The sequence below is a fragment of the Nocardia kruczakiae NBRC 101016 genome (assembly GCF_001612965.1).
Classification (GTDB): domain Bacteria; phylum Actinomycetota; class Actinomycetes; order Mycobacteriales; family Mycobacteriaceae; genus Nocardia; species Nocardia kruczakiae.
This window is the reverse complement of sequence record NZ_BDBL01000013.1, coordinates 1-19,566: the sequence shown is the minus strand read 5'-3', so window position 1 is coordinate 19,566 and position 19,566 is coordinate 1. Positions and strand designations below refer to the sequence as shown.

Here is a 19,566-nt window from a genome sequence, read left to right as displayed (position 1 = left end):
CGTGATCCACCTCACGCGCTGTCACAGCTGCCGGGAACGCGGCGTCTTATGCCCGACCCCCTCAGCAAACGGAGGAAGACGATGAAGAACAACGAAGTCCTCGTGATCGGTGGCGGATACGCCGGGGTGATGGCGGCCAACCGCCTGACGCAGCGTGACGACGTCCGGGTGACGGTGATCAACCCCCGCCAGGTCTTCGTTCCGCGGCTGCGGTTGCATCAGCTGGTGGGCGCGACGCACGAGGCGGTCGTCGATTACCAGGATGTCCTGGCCGAGAAGGTGCGGCTGGTCATCGACAGCGTGACGCGGATCGACGCGGCGGGGCGCACGGTCCAGCTGGCCGGCGGTGACAGCCGCGGTTACGACTACCTGATCTACGCGGTGGGCAGTGGCATCCCCGCGCCGCGGATACCCGGTGCGGCCGAATTCGCCTATCCGATAGCGACTTTGGAGGCGGCTCAGCGGCTGCGATCGGTCCTCTTCGATACGCCCTCGTCGGCCGCGGTGACGGTGATCGGAGGCGGGCCGACCGGGATCGAGACCGCCGCCGAGCTGGCCGGACAAGGGCGCGCGGTCACCCTGGTGTGCGGCAGCGTTCTCGGTCCGTATCTGCATCCCAAGGCGCGGCGCACGGCGCACAAGTACCTCGCGAAACTCGGAGTGCAGGTGATCGAAGGTTCCGATGCGACCGTCACCGCGATCGGGCGAGACGCTGTGGTACTCGGCGACGGCCGGACCCTGGCCAGCGCCGTGACGATCTGGGCGGCGGGCTTCGGCGTACCGGACCTGGCCGGGCGCAGCGGTTTGAGTGTTGATGCCGCCGGGCGGCTGCTCACCGACGAGACACTGACCAGCGTCGACGACGAACGCATCGTCGCGGCCGGTGATTCGTCGGCACCTTCGGATCTGCCGTTCCGCATGAGCGCCTACACGGCGTACTGCCTGGGCGCGCACGCCGCCGACACCGTCCTGCATCGCATCGCGGGGGAGCAGCCCTCGGCGATCGACCTCGCTTTCCCCGCCATGTGCCTCAGCTTCGGCCGGGACGCCGGGATCTACCAGCTCGGGCACAAGGACGAGACCGCCATGCGGCTGTACTTCAGCGGGTTCGCGGGAAAGAAGCTCAAGGAATTCGCGTGCGAGGCGGGGATCAAGCATCTGGCGACCGAGGCCCGCAAACCCGGCTCGCACCACTGGTTCTCCGACGGCAAGTACCGGCCGGCGCAACTGCAGGCCAGGCACGCCGACATTGTTCCGGTTGCCTAGGGGGGACCGATGCGACGCGGCTGTGCGCGGCACCGTGCCCGCGAAACGCACCAGTTCAAGCGCACTGCCCTGAGTGATCAGTAGTCGCTGCCGGTGAGTGGCGAGTTGGCTGGGGGGTGTACTAATCGTGCAAACCTCGCCGCTATCGGCGGCTTTCGCGCAATCGCGCGGAGGTTTGCACGAAAAGTTCACCCGATCCCGACTGCGCCTCCGCTCGACCGCGCACATGATTCTCTCCCGCCCCGGTCGCCGACCGACACTCGAATTGTGTTCGGGCTGAGCGGAAGCCTGTGCCCGGGACCGGGCATCCGCTTACATCGAAACCATGGCAACACCGGCACCGTCGCCCACCGACGCGGACACTTTCACCACCGAGTGGCAGGAATGGCATCGGCGGCAGGAGGCGCACCTGTCCGACCGGCACGGTTTTCTCGCTATCACGAGTCTGCACTGGCTCACCGAGAACCCGCAGCGCTTCGACGACGCCCCCGGCACCTGGTCGACCGGGGCCGACGGCGTGGTGGTCGTGCTCGACGAGGATGAAGAGTTGGTCGTCGACGACGAGCCGGTGCGCGGCCGCTATGGATTCGGCGTCATTCCCGAGCGCGGTGGCGTGAACGCCGTCTGGGGAGACGCGGTGATCGAGGTCGCGAAGCGGGGTGGCCATGACATCGTGCGCCCTCGGCACCCGAACACCCCGCTGCGCACCGCTTTTCGCGGCACTCCGGCGTTCGCGCCGGACCCGAAGTGGGCGGTCACAGGGCGCTATGTGGCCTTCGACGAGCCGCGGCCGACGACGGTCGGCGCTGCGGTGGAAGGACTCGAGCACGTGTACGACGCGCCGGGGCAGATCGAATTCGAGGTCGACGGTAAGCCGTTGCGCCTCACCGCTTTTCCCGGCAAGGGCCCCGGAGATCTGTCGGTGTTGTTCACCGACGCGACGTCCGGAGTCACCACCTACGCGGCGAATCGGGTGCTGCAGGTGCCGGCGCCGGGTGCCGACGGAACGGTCGTGCTCGACTTCAACCGTGCGGTGAACCTGCCGTGCGCGTACACCGATCTGGCGACCTGCCCGCTGCCACCGGCGGAGAACCGGCTGCCGATCGCGGTCGAGGCAGGGGAGAAGATCCCCTACGAGCGTCAGGAATGAGCTCGCCGCGGATCGCTTCGCTGGCGTTCCTGACCCCGGGAAACTACCTCGACGACGATCCGTACACCGGCCTCGAGGACACGCTGCAACTGTTCGAATACGGCGAGCGACTCGGGTTCGACGGCGCATGGATCCGGCAACGGCATCTCGAGCACGGAGTCGGTTCGGCAGCGGTCTTCCTGGCCGCGGCCGCCCAGCGGACGAGCCGAGTGGAGCTGGGCGCGGCGGTGATTCCGATCGGGTACGAGAGCCCGTTCCGGCTGGCCGAGGACTTGTCGCTGGCCGACGTGCTGTCCGAGGGGCGTTTGCAGCCGGGTTTCAGCGCGGGGACGCCACCGCACGCCGACCTGATCGGTGATCTGGTCTTCGACGGCGACTGGCGCAGCTTCGACCTGTCCTACGGCCGGGTGGCCCGGCTGATAGAGAACCTGCGCGGCCACTACCTGGGCGACGCCGACACCGTCATCCACTCGCCGGGCAACACCCAGCGCCCTCGGCTCCAGCCGCACAGCCCCGGCCTGGCCGACCGCGTCTGGTACGGAGGTGGGAGTACCCGTTCGGTGCGCTGGGCGGCGGAGAACGGTCTGAATCTGCTCAGCGGAAATATCGTATTCGGTGACCGCAGTGACGATTTCGTGACCGCTCAACTGGGGCTCATCGACGACTACCGCGAACGCATCGATCCGTCGCGCCCGGCGCGCGTCGCGATCGGCCGGGTGATCGTCCCGTTCGACAGCGCCGACCGGGCGACCCGGGAGCGGTACCGCGCTTATGCCGCCGGCCGCCACGAACGCACCCTCCGCCCGCAAGGTGAGCGGCGGGTCCTGTTCGCCCCGGATGTCGTCGGCACCGCCGAGCAGATTCTCGAACAGCTACGGGCCGATCCGGTCCTCGCACAGACCGGCGAACTGCGTCTGGAGCTGCCCTACGAATTCCATCGCGCGGACTATGAGCAGATCCTCCACGACACGGTGGAACTGATAGCTCCGGAGCTGGGGTGGAAACCCGCGCTCGCCTAGGTCGCTGCGAGCGAACCGGGGCGTTGTCCACACCCGGACACCGCGCTCAGGCGTGAGCCGCAGGGTCGGTGACGATCACTCCTCGGACGGTCCGAGCTCGCTTCTGCCGAGCGCGGCGTCGGGCACAGCAGCGATCAGGCCGTGAGTTTGAACCCGTGCTTCCGGGTATCCACACCATTGCTCGACAACGGTGTCGGCGCTGACCCGCGATACGACACCCGGCGTTCCACCGCATTCGGTATCACCGTTCGTACTACGAGCCAGGAGGACGAGATCGATGATGACCGGCCGGAACTACCGAAGCTCAGCTCTTTTCGTCACCGCCCTGGCAGGGATGGGGCTGGCCGCCGTGTCGACGGCCGCGCCTGCGCTCGCCGCCAACACCATCGACATCAAAGGGGTGGGGCCGGCCAATGTCGGGGTCGACTACACCTGTGATGCCAATTCCGGCACGTCCGCGGTCAAGGTCATGGTGGGCGATCCCAACGCCGACGCGCCGTCCGCGATGGGTACCCAACCGCAGGTCACCTGCAATGGGCAAACGCAGAGCACCGTCGTCGAGCTGACCGGACCCGACGGGTCGCCCGCACAGTTGCAGCAGGGCCAGACCGTGCAGGTCCGGGTGGCGTTGGTGGATCCTCAGGACACCGTGGTCTCCGGCAAGGCCAATGTGTTCAAGCTGGGGTAACGGCGACCTGTGCCCGCCATAGCCGGTGGGTGGCCGCGGCGCGCGCGGTCCAGCCCGCCACGATCCCGAGATAGACACCCGGCAGCCCCCAGTGCAGCACCGCGGCCGCGATCCATACCGCGGGCAGGGTGACGCAGACGACCGAGAACACGGACGCGGACATGACCGCCTTCGTGTTCCCGGCCGCGCGCAGCTGGGCGGCGTAGACCATGCCGATCGACATGACCGGCGCCAGCACCGGCAACGACCACACCACCCCGCGCCCGCTCGCACTCACCACGGCATCACCGGTGACGAGCCGGAACAACACCGGTGACAGCGCGGTGAGCAGCAGCGCGACCGCACCGGAGGCGCCGATCATCAGCACCGCGCCGGCCCGCACGACAGCCCGGCGGCCGCCATCGTCGCCGGCGCCGAGGCACTGGCCCGCCAGAACCGCCACCGCCACACCGATTCCGAACACGAGCATCCACACCAGCGACACTGTCAGGCTCATCACCCGATGCGCGGCCAGGCTCACCGTCCCCGCTCGCGCCACCACCGCCGTGATCACGGCATCACTCCCGTAGGCGACGACTCCGAATACGACATCCGGCACCGCGAGCCCGGTCACCGCATGCCACACCGTGCGATCGGCGCGATTCCGGATGGTTGCCGGCCCGATGGCCCGGCGAACGCGCGGAATCAGTGTGACCGTGCCGGCCGCGACGGCAGCGGTCGATCCGATCGCGGACCCCGCCGGCCCCCACCCCGCACCGAAGATCAGGATCGACGACACCATCACGTTCAGCACGGCCACCGCCACCGCGACCCGGGCGCCGGATCTCGTATCACCGATGCCGGCGAGTACACCACGCAGATGAGCCGTGACGGCCGTGAACGGCAACCCGCACAACAGAATCCACAACATGACCGTCGCATCACGCCGGTCCGAACCCGCCGGTGCGGTCACCGCCACGATCACGGGTGCGGCCGCCGATGCGACCACCGCGACCGTCACTCCGACCACGGCGGCGTACGAAAGCCCTGCCGATGCCACCGTCCGGACCGCGTCGATGTCCCCGCCGCCGTGCCGGCGCGCGACGAGTATCTGGGTCGCCGACCCCCACGGCACCACCAGCGCGGTACAGCAGATCCATACCGGCAGGACCAGTGCGGCAACTCCGAGCGCTTCGATCGAGTGGTGACCCAGCAGCGCGGTATCGGTCACGCCCAGCACCAGCGTCGTCGCGGAGGTCAGCACGACGGGCGCCGCCAATCCGCTCACCTGACGAAGTCGCGCGATCCGCGCTTGCCTCCCCATGGAGGGACTCTAATAGCGTTCCCGCACAGACCGCTTCCAGTGGTGCGGAAACCCGAGCTACACGCGCCGGAGCTCGTGTAAGCACCGTGTCAGCGCTGCGTCAGTCCGGTGACAGCGGCGTGGAAGACAGTTCTTCCATGAACAGCGGAGCACTCGCCACGGTCGGAGCCCGGAATGCCGTGTGGGACACGACGCTCGCCAGTCGTGTCGATTCGGCTCTCGGTATCGGACTCCCGCCGATGCTGCGCTCGCAGTGGCTCGATCGCGGCCGGCGATATCTGCGCGGTGATCACGCCTTCGCCCAGTTGATCCGTTTCGCGCTGGTCGGCGGCGTGAGCAATATCGCCTACGCCCTGCTGTTCGTGGTCATGAGTGGGGTCGGACCGCTCGTCGCGAATATCGTGGGCTCGCTGGTCAGTACGGCGATCGCGAACGAACTGCACCGCCGCCTCACCTTCCGAGCGGCCGGCCGCATCGGCTGGTTCACCGCACAATGGGAAGGCGGCGGCCTCGCGCTCCTCGGTGTGGTGATCAGCACGGCCGCGCTGGCCGGTCTCCGTTTCTGGGCGCCCGGCCTCGCCGATCTCGCGCAGGCGAGCGCCGTCCTCGCCGTCACAGGGGCGGTCGGCGGTCTGCGGTTCCTGGCTCTGCGTGGCTTCGTTTTCTGAGAGCCCGCCCGAATGGGCACGGGTCGTTCGGATCGGATGACAGCGGTATTCGTCGGCCGTCAGCCGGATTCCGTCGCTTCCCGCAGGATGCGGAATTCGGCGGCCAGGGCGTCGAGGGTGTAGTGGGCGTTGAGGCCGCTCGGGTTGGGCAGCACCCAGATTTCGGTGGCGCCGAGGGTTTCGGCCTGGCGCCCGACGGTGGTTTTCGGCCGCCCGAAGGCGGTGCGGTAGGCGCCCAGACCGAGGACGGCCAGGGCGCGGGGGCGGTAGTGCCGGACCCGCTCGGCGAGCGCCCGGCCGCCGTCGCGCAACTCCGCCGCGGTCAGCTCGTCGGCCTTCGCCGTCGTTCGCGCGGCGACATTGGTGATGCCGAGCCCGAGGGCGAGCAGTTCCTTCTGCTCATCGGGACGCAACAGCCGGGGCGTGAAGCCGGACCGGAACAGCGCGGGCCAGAAGCGGTTTCCGGGCCGCGCGAAATGGTGGCCGGTCGCGCCCGACCACAGGCCCGGATTGATGCCGCAGAACAGCACCCGCAGATCGGGTGCCACCAGATCGGGAATGGTTCGGTCCTTCGCGGCGGCCAGATCCGCCGGGGTGGGGCGGTACGCGGCGGAATGTGCCATCCGCCCAGTGTGCCGGACCGCGCGCCGCGCGCGCCCACGGTGGTGGTCGGCGCGGAATGCGGCGCTGGCCGCCCGACTCGCCGTGGCGGGAAACGATGTCGACGTTCGCGTCCATCCCGAATCCACCCACGCCTTCACCTTCCGCCCGACCGGCATGGCCGCCGCCGCTCTCCGGGAGATCGACATGTGGGTTGCGGACCGCCTGCGGGAGAAAACGATCTGACCAGCGCAGAGCCGGGCGGCTGTCCGTCATCCGGTGCGATGCGACCCGTCGGAGGCTGCGATGCTCGCGGGTCGCTGGTGGCGCGCCGGATCCCATTGCGACGGTGACGTAGTGGTGACCGATCACCAGCGCGGACCGGGTCCATTCGTTACCCTGGCTTGATGCGATCCCGGTTTCTGCGCAATGTCTCGGCCGTGTTCGTCGCTGTTGCGTCGGTGTTGCTGAGCGGCACTCCGGCTCTGGCCGGCCCACCGATACGGGCGGCAGCGCTCGCATCGCTGGACTCCGGATTTCTCTGGGGTGTGGCGAGTTCGGGCTTCCAGTCCGAAGGCCGTTCGCCCGACAGCAATTGGACTCGTTACATCGCGCGCAACCCCGGGTACGAACCACTGCAGAATTCGGTCGACTTCGCCGATCGCTACGACTCCGACATCCGGCTGGCCGCCGATATGGGTATGCGGGTGTTCCGGGTCGGGATCGAGTGGGCGCGGCTGCAACCCGAGCCCGGGAAGTGGGACGACAACGCGTTCCGCTTCTACGATTCGGTGGTCGACAGCATCGTGCGCGCCGGGATGCGGCCGATGATCACCCTCGACCACTGGGTGTATCCGGGCTGGGAGGCGGACCGGGGCGGCTGGCGCAACCCGGGCATGGTGGGCGATTGGCTGGCGAATATGCGTGCCGTCGTGGATCGCTATTCCTCGCGGAACCCGTTGTGGGTCACCGTGAACGAACCTGTCGCCTACATCCAGAACGAGGTTCGCGAGGCCGGCGCCGATGCCAGCACCATGCTGACCGGGGTGGTCGACGTGCACAACGCCAGCTACGACTACATCCATCAGAAGCAGCCCGGAGCTCAGGTCACCGCCAACGTCGGATACGTCGCGGGTGCGGAGGATCAGGTCAACGGTGAGTTGGTGGACCGGATCGGCGCCCGCCTCGACTACGTCGGCGTCGACTACTACTTCGGATTCGACCCGGCGCAGTCGCTGTACAGCGCGATCGGACGGGCCACCGGTTCGTCGCTGCCGAATCTGCCCGGCCCGCGCATCTGGGACATGCCGCTGCGCACCGAGGGCATCTACTATGCGCTGCAGCACTATTCGCGCCGGTTCCCAGGTAAGCCGCTGTATATCGTCGAGAACGGCATGCCCACCGAGAACGGTCTGCCCCGCGGCGACGGCTACACCCGCAGCGACCACCTCCGCGACACCGTCTACTGGTTGCAACGCGCCAAGGCCGACGGCATGAACGTGATGGGCTACAACTACTGGAGCCTCACCGACAACTACGAATGGGGCAGCTACACACCGCGTTTCGGTCTGTACACCGTCGACGTCCGCACGGATCCGTCCCTGACCCGTCGCCCCACCGACGCCGTCGGCACGTACGCGCAGATCGTCGCCGCCGGTGGCGTCCCCGGCGACTACCGTCCGACCCGCGCCCCAGCGCTCTGCATCTTCGTCGACCCACCGGCCAGCTGCCTCAGCCCGGTCGCGGGGCCGTAGGCGGTCCCGAGCCATCCAGCTGCCTTCGATGCCGTGGTGTGCGCGCGGCGTGCAGTGGTTAACTCCTCTGCGACAACACAAGTGGAGAGGAGCGGGTCGTGGCCGACGACGGCGGTGTGGTGGATCTCGGACAGGACCGGGCGCACAGTGCCCGCATCTACGACTACTACCTCGGTGGACGTGACAATTACGAGGCCGATCGGGTGGCGGCGGCAGCGATCGAGCAGGCGATTCCGTCGGTGCGGACGGTGGCACGAGGTAATCGGTCGTTCATGGTGCGTGCGGTCCGGCATCTGAGTGCCGACCTCGGCGTCCGTCAGTTTCTCGACATCGGCACGGGAATCCCGACCGAGCCGAACCTGCATCAGGTCGCACAGGAGGCGGCACCCGATGCGCGTGTGGTGTACGTCGACAACGATCCGATCGTGCTGGCCCATGCGCGGGCACTGCTGACCGGGACTCCGGAGGGGGTCACCCGATACGTCGAGGCGGATGTACACGATCCGGTCAGGATTCTGTCCGCGCCCGAAGTGGAAGCGACACTGGACTTTTCGAAGCCGGTCGCGCTGAGTCTGATAGCGCTGTGTCACTTCGTACCGGGAGACGGGGTGTACGACATCATCGATACCCTGCTGGCACCGCTGGCCCCCGGATCGTTTCTGGTGATGACACACCTGAGCCCCGACTTCGATCCGGCCATGGTCGAGGGCACGGTCGTGGCCTATCGCCAGAGCGGGATCGAGATGGAAGCTCGTTCCTACGACGGGGTCGCGCGATTCTTCCGGGGTATGGACCTGATCGAGCCCGGCATCGTGGCGATCGACGATTGGCACGCCGGAGGGGTGACCCCGGACTTGCCCGAGGGTGTCAGAGCTCTGGACACCGCCGCGTCAGCGCCCCCGGCCGCCGGGTACGCCGCGGTCGGCCGCAAGCGGTGAAAGTTTTTTTCCGGGTGATGTCGATTCCGGGGGTGCCCCGTTCGAGGGGTAGGTGAGGGGCTGAGAGGCAGCCCACCCCCGGAAGGACACAACCATGCGCACACTGGTGGCTTTCGAGCACATGACCCTGGACGGCTATGCCTCGTCCGGCGAAGATCTGGGATTCGAGTTCACGTTCCGCGCCTACGACGACGAACTGCAGGCCTACACCGAGCACATCCAGGCCGACTTCGACACCGCGATCTACGGCCGCGAAACCTACCTGGGGATGTTCGGGTACTGGTCGCAGCAGCCGAACGCCGAGAGTTCCCCGGGTGAGCGCCGGCACGCCGAATGGGTCAACGCCGTGGACAAGATCGTCTGCTCCACCACGCTGGAGTCGGCCGAGTGGAACAACACCCGGCTGATCAGCAGCGACGTCGCCGAGCAGATCGAGGCGCTGAAGCACCGGGACGGCGGTGTGATCGCGATCTACGCCAGTCCGAAGCTGGTGCATTCGTTCATCGATATGGGTCTCGTCGACGAGTTCCGTATCGTCGTCCATCCGGTCACGCTCGGTTCGGGCACCCCGGTATTTCACGACAAGGCGAAACTGGATCTCGACCTGCTGGAGTCGAAGGCATTCGGTTCGGGCGCGGTGTATCTCCGCTACCAGGTGCGATGAGGAAGGATGCGGATATGCGTTATCTGATGCTGATCCGTCTCGACCCCGCGGCCGCGCCGGTGCAGGGGCCCGATCCCGCCATGGCCGAGGATATGGGCAAACTGCTCGAGGAGATGACCAAGGCCGGCGTGCTGCTCGACACGGCGGGACTGCGACCGGTCGGCGAAGGCGTTCGGGTTCGCCAAACCGGCGGTAAGCAGACCGTGCTCGACGGCCCGTTCAGCGAGTCCAAGGAGGTCATCGGCGGATACTGCCTGCTGCAGACCCGCTCGCAGGACGAGGCCATGGAATGGGGTTCGCGGTTTCTGCGGCTGCACGGGCCGGAATGGGATATCGAACTGGAGATTCGCCAGCTGGACGACCAGGCTTGACGCTATGTCGTTGCCCGGGGTGAGCGGTCGTTCGCACGCAGGTGCCGACGGCCGCTCACCGGCGGCTCGGGCCGTGGAGGCGGCCTGGCGCATCGAATGGCCGAAACTGGTGGCCGGACTCACCCGGCTGGTCGGTGATATCGCCACCGCCGAGGAGTTCGCACAGGACGCGCATCTGGCGGCCCTCGAGCAGTGGCCGCGCGACGGGATTCCGCCGAATCCGGGCGGCTGGCTGATGCTCACCGCGAAGCACCGTGCCATCGACCGGATCCGCCGTGACGCCACCTTCGCCCGGAAACTGCCGATGCTCGGGCACGATCTGGTCACCGAACACACCGGCGCGCAACCGGATACGGACGATATCGAGGACGATCTGCTGCGCATGGTGTTCACCGCCTGCCATCCGGTGTTGTCGCAGCCCGCTCGGGTGGCGTTGACGTTGCGTATGGTCGGCGGCCTCACGACCGACGAGATCGCCCGGGCGTATCTCGTGCCGGAAACCACGGTGGCCCAACGGATCGTGCGCGCCAAACGGACCATCACCGAGAAGAAGCTGCCCTACGAGGTTCCGTCGGGTCCGCAGCTGGCCGAGCGGCTGGAGTCCGTGCTGGAGGTCGTCTATCTCATTTTCAACGAGGGGTATGCGGCCACCTCCGGCGAGAACTGGGTGCGCGCCGAACTGTGTGACGACGCACTGCGTCTGGCGCGGATCCTCACCGGGCTGATGCCCCGGGAACCGGAAGCGTTCGGCCTCGCGGCCCTGCTGGAATTGCAGGCTTCGCGCACCGGTGCGCGCAGTGACGCGACGAAACAGCTCGTGCTGCTTCCCGATCAGGACCGGAGCCGCTGGGATCAGCTGTCCATCCGCCGCGGCTTCGCCGCCCTCGGCCGAGCGCACAACCTGGCGGTGCGTCGCGGTGTTCCACCCGGTCGCTACGCCCTGCAGGGCGCCATCGCCGCCGCGCACGCCATGGCCGCCACCTCGCACGACACCGATTGGCGACGCATCGCCGGCCTGTATGCCGTTCTCGCCGAACGCTTTCCGTCGCCGGTCGTCGAAGTGAATCGCGCCGTCGCGGTGGCCATGGTGCACGGCCCCGCCGCGGGACTCGACCTCGTCGACGCGGTGGCCGCGACCGGCGCGCTCGAGTCCTATCACCTGCTCCACGCCGTCCGCGCGCACTTCCTCGTGCAGTTGGACCGCCCGGCCGACGCCCGCGCCGCCTATCTGCGTGCCGCCGATCTCACCGCCAACGCTGCCGAACAAGCGTTGTTGCGCGACCGTGCGGCCCGGCTGACCTAGACCGAGTTTCTCCGGGCCACTTCGACTTTCGGTGGCGCGGTCACCCGCGTCGATGCGCGTTGTTAGGGTGGTGGGGTGAGTTCTCCGGAGGCATCCGAACGGTAGCCGCTCGGCCCGCGGGCCGAGCGGCGTTGTGAGTGGATTCCCGCCGATCGCTGAGCGACCGGTGCGGTTGGTGTATCTCGCAGCGCCGGATGATGCCGGTTTCATTTCTGGGCGCCGTATGCGGCGCCCTGTCTCCTGGAGTACTTCTCATGCCCCTTGTGGTTGTCGTGCTGGCTGTCGCGGTTTTCGCGCAGGGCACATCGGAGTTCATGGTGTCGGGACTGCTGCAGCAGATCGCCGACGATCTCGGCGTCTCGCTCGGCGCCGCCGGTTTGCTGACCTCGCTGTTCGCGGCCGGAATGGTGGTGGGAGCGCCGACGATGGCGATGGTGGCGGGCCGTGTGCCGGTCCGGTATTCGGCCACGGCGTTTCTCGGGGTTTTCTGTTTTGCTCACGTGATCGGCGCTACCGCAACAGGTTTCGCCTCGTTGCTGGCGACGCGAGGTGTCGCGGCGCTCGCCGATGCCGGGTTCCTCGCGGTGGCGCTGGCCGCACTTCCGCGGCTGGTCGGTCCGGCGATGATCGGCCGCGCGACCGCCGTCGTGGTCTCCGGGGTCACGGTGGCCTGTATCGCCGGGGTGCCCGCGGGCACGGTGCTGGGACAGCTCTGGGGCTGGCGTTCGGCGTTCTGGGCTGTCGCTGTCCTCAGCGCGGTGGCGCTCGTGCCGGTGTGGACGATGCTCGGCCGGCAGGTACGGGACAGTGATGTGCCGACCGGGCCCGCCCCCTCGATGCGGCGCGAATGGTCGGTGCTGAGGCAGTGGCCGGTCCTGATCGCCGTCGTGGCCGCGATCCTGGTCAACGCCGCGACCTTCGCCGCATTCACCTATCTGGGCACCATCACGACCGCCGTCGCCGGAAACAGGTGGGTTCCCATCGTGCTGGCCCTCTTCGGTGCCGGGTCGTTTCTCGGCGTGACGGTCACCGGTCGTTACAGCGACCGTCATCAGCGGCGGATCGTCCTCGGCGGAACGGCTCTGCTCGGGGGAGTCTGGCTCCTCGCCGCGGTGGCCGCGCACATGCTGATCGGGGTGGTGGTCATGTCGGTGGTGGCGGGTGCGGTCGCGTTCGGCGTCGGTTCGACGCTGATCGCGACGATCGTGCGGACCGCGACACCGGTTGCTCCCCGCATCGCCGGTGCGCTGGCGACCACCGCGTTGAATATCGGCGCCGTGCTCGGCCCGGTCGCCGCCGGTCCGGTGGTCGACCTCACCGATGACCCGGCGACCGCGTTGTGGTGCAGCGCCGCCTTCACCGCCGCCGCGCTGGGTGTCGTCGTGCTGGATCGGCGTCGGCCCGTCACGAGCCGGTCGAGCGGCCGACCCGCGGATCGCCCGGCAGCGCGGCGCGGCCGGTGAGGACGCGGCCGACGGGGACCGGAGTTTGCCCGCAACCTGTTCCAACTACCCGAACAGCGATAATGGGCGCGCAAGTGTTCGGAACCAAGATGGTGGGAGAGACGACTGTGAAGCTGATCGGTGTGATCGGTGGCGGAACCATGGGTGCGGGAATCGCCGAGGTATGCGCGAAGGCCGGGAGCGAGGTTCTCGTACTGGAGACGACGCCGGAGTTCGCCGAGGCGGCGCACAAGCGCATCGAATCGTCGATCTCGCGGGGCGTGACGAAGGGCAAGATCACCCAGGACGAGGCCGACGCCGTGCTCGCCCGGGTGCGGGTCACCCTCGACATCGAGGAGTTCGCCGACCGTGACCTGGTCATCGAGGCCGCGCCGGAGATCGAATCGCTGAAGTACGAGATCTTCGGCAAGCTGGACAAGATCGTGAAGCCGGCCGGCATCCTCGCCACCAACACCTCCTCGATCCCGGTGATCAAGGTGGCCGGTGCCACGCAGCGTCCCGAGCAGGTCGTGGGCCTGCACTTCTTCAACCCGGTGCCGGTGATGCCCCTGGTGGAGGTGATCTCGACGCTGGTCACCTCGCCGGAGACCGCCGCCGCCGTGACCGACTACGCGAAGAACACCCTGCACAAGACGACCGTGCAGGCCGGTGACCGCTCCGGATTCATCGTCAACGCGTTGCTGATCCCGTACCTGTGCCAGGCGGTGCGGATGCTGGAGTCGGGCTACGCCAGCGCCGAGGACATCGACGCCGCGATGAAGGGCGGCTGCGGTTACCCGATGGGCCCGCTCACCCTGCTCGACACCGTCGGCCTCGACATCGCTCTCGCCGCCGCCGAATCGCTGTACGGTGAATTCGCCGAGCCGCACTACGCGCCCCCGGCCCTGCTGCGTCGCATGGTCGACGCCGGCCGCCTCGGCCGCAAGACCGGTCGCGGATTCTACGAGTACAACTGATCGCGGCGCCCCGCGTTCCCGGACGGATAACGCTGTCGGCGTATCACCGGGAATGCGGGGCGGAGCCGTCCTTCGCCCACCGCTCACTGCGCGTCGGGGCGTCGAAACGCCTGACCGGCAGCGGGTTTCGCGCCGGCACCGGTCAGGTGTCGGGGTCTTCTTTCCGGTCGCGGGCGGGGCCGGGGCCGGCCAGTTTGCCGGAGGTCTCCGGTGGCGCGTCGACTGTGCGCTTGCCCTGGGTTTCCTGATCGTTCTGTTCGGCATCCGTGTGCGCGTCGGTGTTCTCGGGGTGGTTCATGCCGTGCGCGTACCCGTTCGTCGGCTGTCGAATCGCCGGCACGCGCCGATGAGTCGGTCTGCTCGGTGGGCGGGCCGAAGGAAACCGGCACGTGCGTCGGATAGGGCGTCAAGTTACTGATAGTTCTTGCCAACCGGCATACGTCGCGCAGGGTGTGCCGCCGAACCGCGCATAGGCCGGGGCGGCAGTCGTGGGCCGCCATCGGCGATCCTCCTCCAATCGCGCTGTCGTGGAGATCTTTCCGGGTTTCGGGCGTGTGGATATCGATGCGGGTCAATTCGCGCAAATCCGGCGACACCCGGTCGGCGAGAGTGATAAGTTATCTATCATTCTCTCAACTACGACACCGCTCGCGCGGATGTCGCGGCAAAGCTGCCGAGCGATTCGGAGGTGTCACCGTGTCTCCGTATACACGCTGGAAATCCCTCGCCGCCGCCGGTCTGGTGGCGGTGACGTACGGCCTGGCGCAGCTCGGCGGGGGCCCGCCCGCGCATGCGATGCCGGCCTGTCCGGGCCTGTATGTGCTCGCCGTTCCCGGCACCTGGGAAACCTCCGACGACGACCCGCGCAAAGGAATGCTCGCGGCGAGTGTGGACGCACTCCCGGGCGACGTCGGTGTCGGCTATGTCGCCTACACCGCGACGGCATTCCCGTGGGAGGGCGAGGTGTACGGCCGCTCCAAGCGCGAAGCTGTCGACAAGGCTCGCGCCGCGGTCGCCGCGGTGGCACAGTCGTGCGCCGCGACGCGCATCGCGATCCTCGGCTACAGCCAGGGCGCCGATGCCGCGGGTGATCTCGCGGCCGAGATCGGCACCGGCCACGGGGTAGTGGCACCCGACCGAATCGCATTGGTGGGCCTGGTGTCCGATCCCCGACGCGCACCCACCGACACCCTGATCGGCCCGCCGGTCGCCGGTGCCGGCGCGGGCGGAGCGCGCCCCGGCGGATTCGGCCTGCTCGCCGCACGCACCTACACGTTCTGTGCCGCCGGAGACCTGTACTGCGCCATGCCCGACGGAGACTTCGCCGGCCGCATCGCCGGATTCTTCGTGGAGATCTCGAATCCCGATCCGGCGCTGTTCGACCGGTACTCCCGGGACGCGGCCGATCTGCTCGATTCGGCGCTGGCCGCGGGAGGTCTCGGGTTGCTGGCCGGTCAGCTCGACGCGAGCGCCGTGGACGAGCGCAAGGCTCAGATCGCGGAGTTCGTGAATTCCGGTGTCCACCAGAGCTATCCGTTCTACGTCGTCGGGCCGGGCGGTGAGACGGCCCTGTCCTGGCTGCGCCGGCAACTGGTGGATCTGATAGGCAGGTGAGGTGGGTATGCGGGAAACGGCCGATCGTGGTGCGGTGGCGATCGTCGGTGCGGACGGGCCGCTCGGAAGGGTGATCGACCGCGTCTGCGAGCAGCAATCGGTGGCGGTGGTCGGCCGGGTGACTCGCAGAGGCTGGGTGATCGACGGACCGCCCACCGTGGTCATCGATGTCGGATCGGCCGAAAACCTCTGGGACAGTGCCGAATTCTGTCAGCGGTGGGGTAGCGCCCTGCTGTACTGCGCGGCGAACCGGGATCCCGACGGCTTCACCCGGTTGCGCGAGTTGAGTGCCGCCGTGCCGGTGGGGCTGGTCACGACCCTCGCCCGGCCGCAGACGCGGCTCGAGCTGGTGGCCGCGCAATTGCTCGGTGTCGCCGGGGAACTCGCGTCGGCGGCCCCCGGCTGGTATCCGATGGCGGATCGGTTCCGCGAAGCGAACTAGTCGGCGGGCGCGACGCGTTCGGTTTCCAGCTGGCGCCGCAGCAATTTACCGGTCGCGTTGCGCGGCAGTTCGTCGACGAAGACGACATCGCGCGGAACCTTGTGGCGGGCGAGATTCGCCTTGACGTAGTCGCGGATCTCCTCGGCGTCGACACTCGCCCCGGCGGTGCGAACGACGAAGGCGCGCAGCCGCTTTCCGAAATCGCGGTCGTCTACCCCGACCACCGCGGCCTCCGCGACGTCGGCCCGGTTCACCAGGAGGTTCTCGACCTCCAAGGGGTAGACGTTCTCACCGCCGGAGACGATCATGTCGTCGTCGCGGCCGTCGACGAACAGCCGGCCGTCGGCGTCGAAATGCCCGACGTCGCCGCTGCACAACAACCCGTCCACGATCTCCTTGTGCTGCCCGTCGGTGTATCCGGTGAAGCTGAGGCCGCTGGAGACGAAGATCGTGCCGACCACGCCGGGGGTGGTCACCGGATTGCGGTCGGAGTCGTAGATCGCGACCCGGCATCCGACCGGCGGACGGCCGACCGTCCCCGGCGCCTCGCGCATGTCCTGCGGAGTCGCCACCGCCGCCACCGCGACCTCGGTGGAGGCGTACAGGTTGTAGAGCACCTCGCCGAAAACCTCGGCGGTGCGGCGGCTCAGATCCGGGGATACGGACGAACCGGCGGCGAAGATCACCTCCAGCGACGACGTGTCGTACTGCCGCAACACCGATTCGTCGAGATCGACGATGCGCTGCAACATCGTCGGCACCAGCACCAGGGTCGCGGCGCGGTATTCGGCCACCGTGGCGAGCGTGCGAGCCGGATCGAATTTGCGCTGCCGGAAGACGATTCGATTGCCCAGCGCCCAGCCCAGTGTGCACTGGGACAGTCCGGTGCCGTGGAAGATCGGGGCGGCCATCACCATCGTCTTCTCGCGCGGCAGCGGGATCCGGTCGAGGAACTGCGCCGACTGCAGCGGGGAAACCTTGTCTCGCGGAGCGCCTTTCGGAGTTCCGGTGGTGCCGCTGGTGAGTATCACGAGTCCGCCGGGGCGCGGGGGCGCGGCCACGGGGTCGGTGGAGTGCGGCTCGGCCTGCGCGTAGATGGTGGTGATGCCGGAGGTTCCCTCGTCGTCCCAGGTGAGCAGCCGGGGGATGTCGGCGGGGACAGCTCGGGCGCGGTCGGCGAATTCGCTGTCCAGCAGCAGCGCGTCGACCTTCTCGCGGGCGACGACCTCGGCGAGCTGCGGGCCGGCGGATCCGGTATTGAGCAGCACCACGCGCGCACCCAGCTTGCCCGCGGCCAGCAGGCTCAGAACCATGCCGCGGTGATCGCGGCACAGCACGGCGAGGACGGATCCCGGCCCGAAACCGTGGGCGGCGAGCCCGCGGGTGAGTGCGTTGGATTCACGGTCGAGCTCGTCGAAGGTGAGGGTGCCGCGTTCGTCGACCAGCGCCGGCGCGGTCGGAGTGCGGCGCGCGGCGTGGGCGAGCACCGTGACGAACGGGCCGTAGATTCCCGCGTCGCGCGCGGTCCGGACGATATCGAGCGGATGCCACGGGTCGAACATGCCGCGCCGCCGCAACACCGATGCCGCCGCGAACGCGTCACCGACGGACCGGACCAGCTCGCCCGCAGAACTCGACAGCACCACACAGACCTCGATCCACCTCGGTCGGCGAAGCCTTCGGTATCGCTTCGCCCGGATTATTGTCAGAATACACATTCACATATTCGGCGGTGTGGCCTTCGGTGAAGCATTGCTGTCGGCAAGCATGTGGTGAGAGGATGAGACGTCTGACACCTCATTGACACTCGGAGTGATACGCATGAATCGAGCCGCCCGAACCGTGGCCGCGGCCCCCGCGCAGGATGCCGGACTCGCCCGCCGGCGGCAGTACATGGCCGGTCCCGCGGCATTGCTGGGCGGCCCGGCGAATGTCGTGATGCAGCTCGGCTTGCCGCCCGTCGGTCGCGGAGTGGTCGAAAGTACCGTGGAGAGCGGGCAATACGCACGGCATCCGCGTAAGCGTGGCCGCACGACGCTGACCTATCTGGCGGTGGCGATGCTCGGGACCGAGGAGGACCGCGTCGCCTACCGTGCCGCCGTCGACACCTCGCATCGGCAGGTGCGGTCGCGCCCCGGCAGTCCGGTCCGCTACAACGCCTTCGATCCACAACTCCAACTCTGGGTCGCGGCTTGCATCTATCGCGGCGTCGATGATTCGACCAGGTTCTTCTGTGGCAGAATTGAAGATAACTTAGCTGATGAGTTCTACCGTGAGTCCGCGCGGTTCGGTACGACGTTGCAGATGCCGGAGCGGCTGTGGCCGCCGGATCGAGCGGCCTTCGACGAGTACTGGAACGCCAAGTTGGGCGAGATCTCGTTCGACGACGAGGTGCGCCGCTATCTGCTGGACCAGGTCATCGGCCTGGGCCCGTACAGCCGCGCACAGCGAATCGCCTTCGCGCGGGTCAATCGCTTCTTCACCACCGGATTCCTGCCCCAGCAGTTCCGCGACGCGCTGGGCCTCGGATGGGGGCCGCGGCGCCAGCGCACCTTCGAGATCGTGATGCGAACCATCGGAACCGTGCTGAAGCGCCTGCCCGAACGCTGGCGCAGCTACCCGTTCGATGGATACATCGAGGATATGCGGCGGCGACAGGCGCTCGGAAAGTCGCTGGTGTAAACGGCGGTCAGGCCGCTTCCCGCTCCTCGCTGACGAGGGATACCGTGGATGTCATGCCTTTCCGCGTATACACGACAGCGAGTGGGCCGGACCATGAACAGTCTTTCCCCGACCCGGAGGACAACTTCAAGTTCCTCGAGGGGGGAGTGCTGGCGGTGTACACCGCGACGAAATACACGTATTACGCCCCCGGCTTCTGGACCCACCTCGAGGAACACAAACCCTGATCGTCTCCGGTCGACGACTCAGGGCCCGCAGGGTTTATATACGCCGTACCGCGATAGGTGCGGGGCGCCTCAGTCTCGATGCGGCCTGGCAGGCCAGAGCGCTACGCCCAGGGGCAGCCCGATGACAACGATCCAACCGAGTGCTTGCATCGCAGTCTCCGCAGCAACGGAGCACCCGCTCGCACGTCTCGGCGTCGGCCGGCTCGACCGGTCGGATAGGCGGCGGCACCCGAAATGCGTTGCGGCAGTGAGTCGATGCGGAACTCGGATAAAATCCGCCGCACGCGTCATCCCGTAGTCAGCTGTCTCGAGCACACCGCCCGGATGCGCGATCGGCCTGCGGCGGCCGCATCGCGGTAAGCGCCGAATCGACCGAAGTCCGATTCATCCGGCCGGACGAACTCCCGGAGATATCGGTACACGACACGGTTCGTCTACGGCTGAAGCACCATGCGGAG

At 68.0% G+C, this 19,566-nt stretch carries 21 protein-coding genes; 17 read left to right on the top strand and 4 right to left on the bottom strand.

The window, feature by feature from the left end; translation table 11 throughout:
• Positions 1-81 precede the first annotated feature (81 nt).
• The 4 genes from NK1_RS10800 to NK1_RS10785 all read left to right on the top strand — a co-directional run bounded on the left by NK1_RS10800 (position 82) and on the right by NK1_RS10785 (position 4,123).
• Positions 82-1,266 carry an NAD(P)/FAD-dependent oxidoreductase gene (locus tag NK1_RS10800; protein ID WP_063008386.1) on the top strand — a complete coding sequence of 395 codons (1,185 nt, stop codon included), beginning with the start codon at positions 82-84 and terminating at the stop codon, positions 1,264-1,266.
• Positions 1,267-1,591: 325 nt separating this feature from the next.
• Positions 1,592-2,416: a DUF1684 domain-containing protein gene (locus tag NK1_RS10795; protein ID WP_063008385.1), complete on the top strand. Its 825-nt coding sequence runs from the start codon at positions 1,592-1,594 to the stop codon at positions 2,414-2,416.
• Positions 2,413-3,435, top strand: coding sequence for an LLM class flavin-dependent oxidoreductase (locus NK1_RS10790; protein WP_063008384.1), 1,023 nt, complete (start codon positions 2,413-2,415; stop codon positions 3,433-3,435). Before NK1_RS10795 ends, NK1_RS10790 begins: the two co-directional genes overlap by 4 nt.
• Positions 3,436-3,712: 277 nt before the next feature.
• Positions 3,713-4,123 (top strand): hypothetical protein, encoded by a 411-nt coding sequence (locus NK1_RS10785; protein ID WP_157104202.1) that lies wholly within the window; start codon positions 3,713-3,715, stop codon positions 4,121-4,123.
• Here the strand turns inward: NK1_RS10785 and NK1_RS10780 are convergent.
• On the bottom strand, positions 4,110-5,426 hold the full coding sequence (locus tag NK1_RS10780) for an MATE family efflux transporter (protein WP_084460762.1): 1,317 nt from the start codon (positions 5,424-5,426) through the stop codon (positions 4,110-4,112). The two genes, NK1_RS10785 and NK1_RS10780, sit on opposite strands and share 14 nt — an antisense overlap.
• A gap of 239 nt (positions 5,427-5,665) precedes the next feature.
• Here NK1_RS10780 and NK1_RS10775 point away from each other — a divergent pair, with 239 nt between their 5' ends.
• On the top strand, positions 5,666-6,094 hold the full coding sequence (locus NK1_RS10775; protein ID WP_084460776.1) for a GtrA family protein: 429 nt from the start codon (positions 5,666-5,668) through the stop codon (positions 6,092-6,094).
• A 59-nt stretch (positions 6,095-6,153) separates the two neighbouring features.
• Here NK1_RS10775 and mug read toward each other — a convergent pair whose 3' ends face one another.
• Positions 6,154-6,717 (bottom strand): G/U mismatch-specific DNA glycosylase, encoded by a 564-nt coding sequence (gene mug / locus NK1_RS10770; protein WP_063008382.1) that lies wholly within the window; start codon positions 6,715-6,717, stop codon positions 6,154-6,156.
• Positions 6,718-6,724: 7 nt separating this feature from the next.
• On the opposite strand from mug, the gene NK1_RS10765 reads away from it, so the two are divergent.
• From NK1_RS10765 to NK1_RS10730, 8 genes are all read left to right on the top strand, one after another.
• On the top strand, positions 6,725-6,940 hold the full coding sequence (locus tag NK1_RS10765) for a hypothetical protein (RefSeq protein WP_063008381.1): 216 nt from the start codon (positions 6,725-6,727) through the stop codon (positions 6,938-6,940).
• 161 nt (positions 6,941-7,101) lie between these two features.
• The gene (locus NK1_RS10760) at positions 7,102-8,448 is read left to right on the top strand and encodes a family 1 glycosylhydrolase (RefSeq protein ID WP_063008380.1); all 1,347 of its coding nucleotides are present in this window, start codon (positions 7,102-7,104) and stop codon (positions 8,446-8,448) included.
• Between the two features lie 98 nt (positions 8,449-8,546).
• A complete protein-coding gene (locus tag NK1_RS10755; RefSeq protein WP_063008379.1) occupies positions 8,547-9,386 on the top strand; it encodes an SAM-dependent methyltransferase in 840 nt (279 codons plus the stop codon).
• A gap of 94 nt (positions 9,387-9,480) precedes the next feature.
• The gene (locus NK1_RS10750) at positions 9,481-10,050 is read left to right on the top strand and encodes a dihydrofolate reductase family protein (protein ID WP_063008378.1); all 570 of its coding nucleotides are present in this window, start codon (positions 9,481-9,483) and stop codon (positions 10,048-10,050) included.
• 14 nt (positions 10,051-10,064) lie between these two features.
• Positions 10,065-10,421, top strand: a complete 357-nt coding sequence (locus NK1_RS10745) for a YciI family protein (RefSeq protein WP_063008484.1) — start codon at positions 10,065-10,067, stop codon at positions 10,419-10,421.
• Positions 10,422-10,425: 4 nt separating this feature from the next.
• Positions 10,426-11,724: an RNA polymerase sigma factor gene (locus tag NK1_RS10740; RefSeq protein ID WP_063008377.1), complete on the top strand. Its 1,299-nt coding sequence runs from the start codon at positions 10,426-10,428 to the stop codon at positions 11,722-11,724.
• 254 nt (positions 11,725-11,978) lie between these two features.
• Entirely contained in the window at positions 11,979-13,187 is a 1,209-nt protein-coding gene (locus NK1_RS10735) for a Cmx/CmrA family chloramphenicol efflux MFS transporter (RefSeq protein WP_084460761.1), read from the top strand.
• A 107-nt stretch (positions 13,188-13,294) separates the two neighbouring features.
• A complete protein-coding gene (locus NK1_RS10730) occupies positions 13,295-14,143 on the top strand; it encodes a 3-hydroxybutyryl-CoA dehydrogenase (protein ID WP_063008483.1) in 849 nt (282 codons plus the stop codon).
• A 142-nt stretch (positions 14,144-14,285) separates the two neighbouring features.
• Here the strand turns inward: NK1_RS10730 and NK1_RS10725 are convergent, their stop codons facing one another.
• A complete protein-coding gene (locus NK1_RS10725) occupies positions 14,286-14,441 on the bottom strand; it encodes a hypothetical protein (protein ID WP_157104201.1) in 156 nt (51 codons plus the stop codon).
• Between the two features lie 398 nt (positions 14,442-14,839).
• Here NK1_RS10725 and NK1_RS10720 point away from each other — a divergent pair, with 398 nt between their 5' ends.
• Both NK1_RS10720 and NK1_RS10715 read left to right on the top strand, forming a co-directional pair.
• Positions 14,840-15,757, top strand: coding sequence for a cutinase family protein (locus tag NK1_RS10720; RefSeq protein WP_063008375.1), 918 nt, complete (start codon positions 14,840-14,842; stop codon positions 15,755-15,757).
• A gap of 7 nt (positions 15,758-15,764) precedes the next feature.
• The gene (locus NK1_RS10715) at positions 15,765-16,199 is read left to right on the top strand and encodes a hypothetical protein (RefSeq protein WP_157104200.1); all 435 of its coding nucleotides are present in this window, start codon (positions 15,765-15,767) and stop codon (positions 16,197-16,199) included.
• Here the strand turns inward: NK1_RS10715 and NK1_RS10710 are convergent.
• Complete coding sequence (locus tag NK1_RS10710) at positions 16,196-17,842, bottom strand: acyl-CoA synthetase (RefSeq protein WP_245660432.1); 1,647 nt, start codon at positions 17,840-17,842, stop codon at positions 16,196-16,198. The genes NK1_RS10715 and NK1_RS10710 overlap by 4 nt on opposite strands.
• Before the next feature lie 178 nt (positions 17,843-18,020).
• Here NK1_RS10710 and NK1_RS10705 point away from each other — a divergent pair, with 178 nt between their 5' ends.
• Together NK1_RS10705 and NK1_RS10700 are read left to right on the top strand one after the other, a co-directional pair.
• The gene (locus NK1_RS10705) at positions 18,021-18,881 is read left to right on the top strand and encodes an oxygenase MpaB family protein (RefSeq protein ID WP_084460759.1); all 861 of its coding nucleotides are present in this window, start codon (positions 18,021-18,023) and stop codon (positions 18,879-18,881) included.
• Positions 18,882-18,934: 53 nt separating this feature from the next.
• Positions 18,935-19,108 carry a hypothetical protein gene (locus NK1_RS10700; RefSeq protein ID WP_157104199.1) on the top strand — a complete coding sequence of 58 codons (174 nt, stop codon included), beginning with the start codon at positions 18,935-18,937 and terminating at the stop codon, positions 19,106-19,108.
• Positions 19,109-19,566 lie beyond the last annotated feature (458 nt).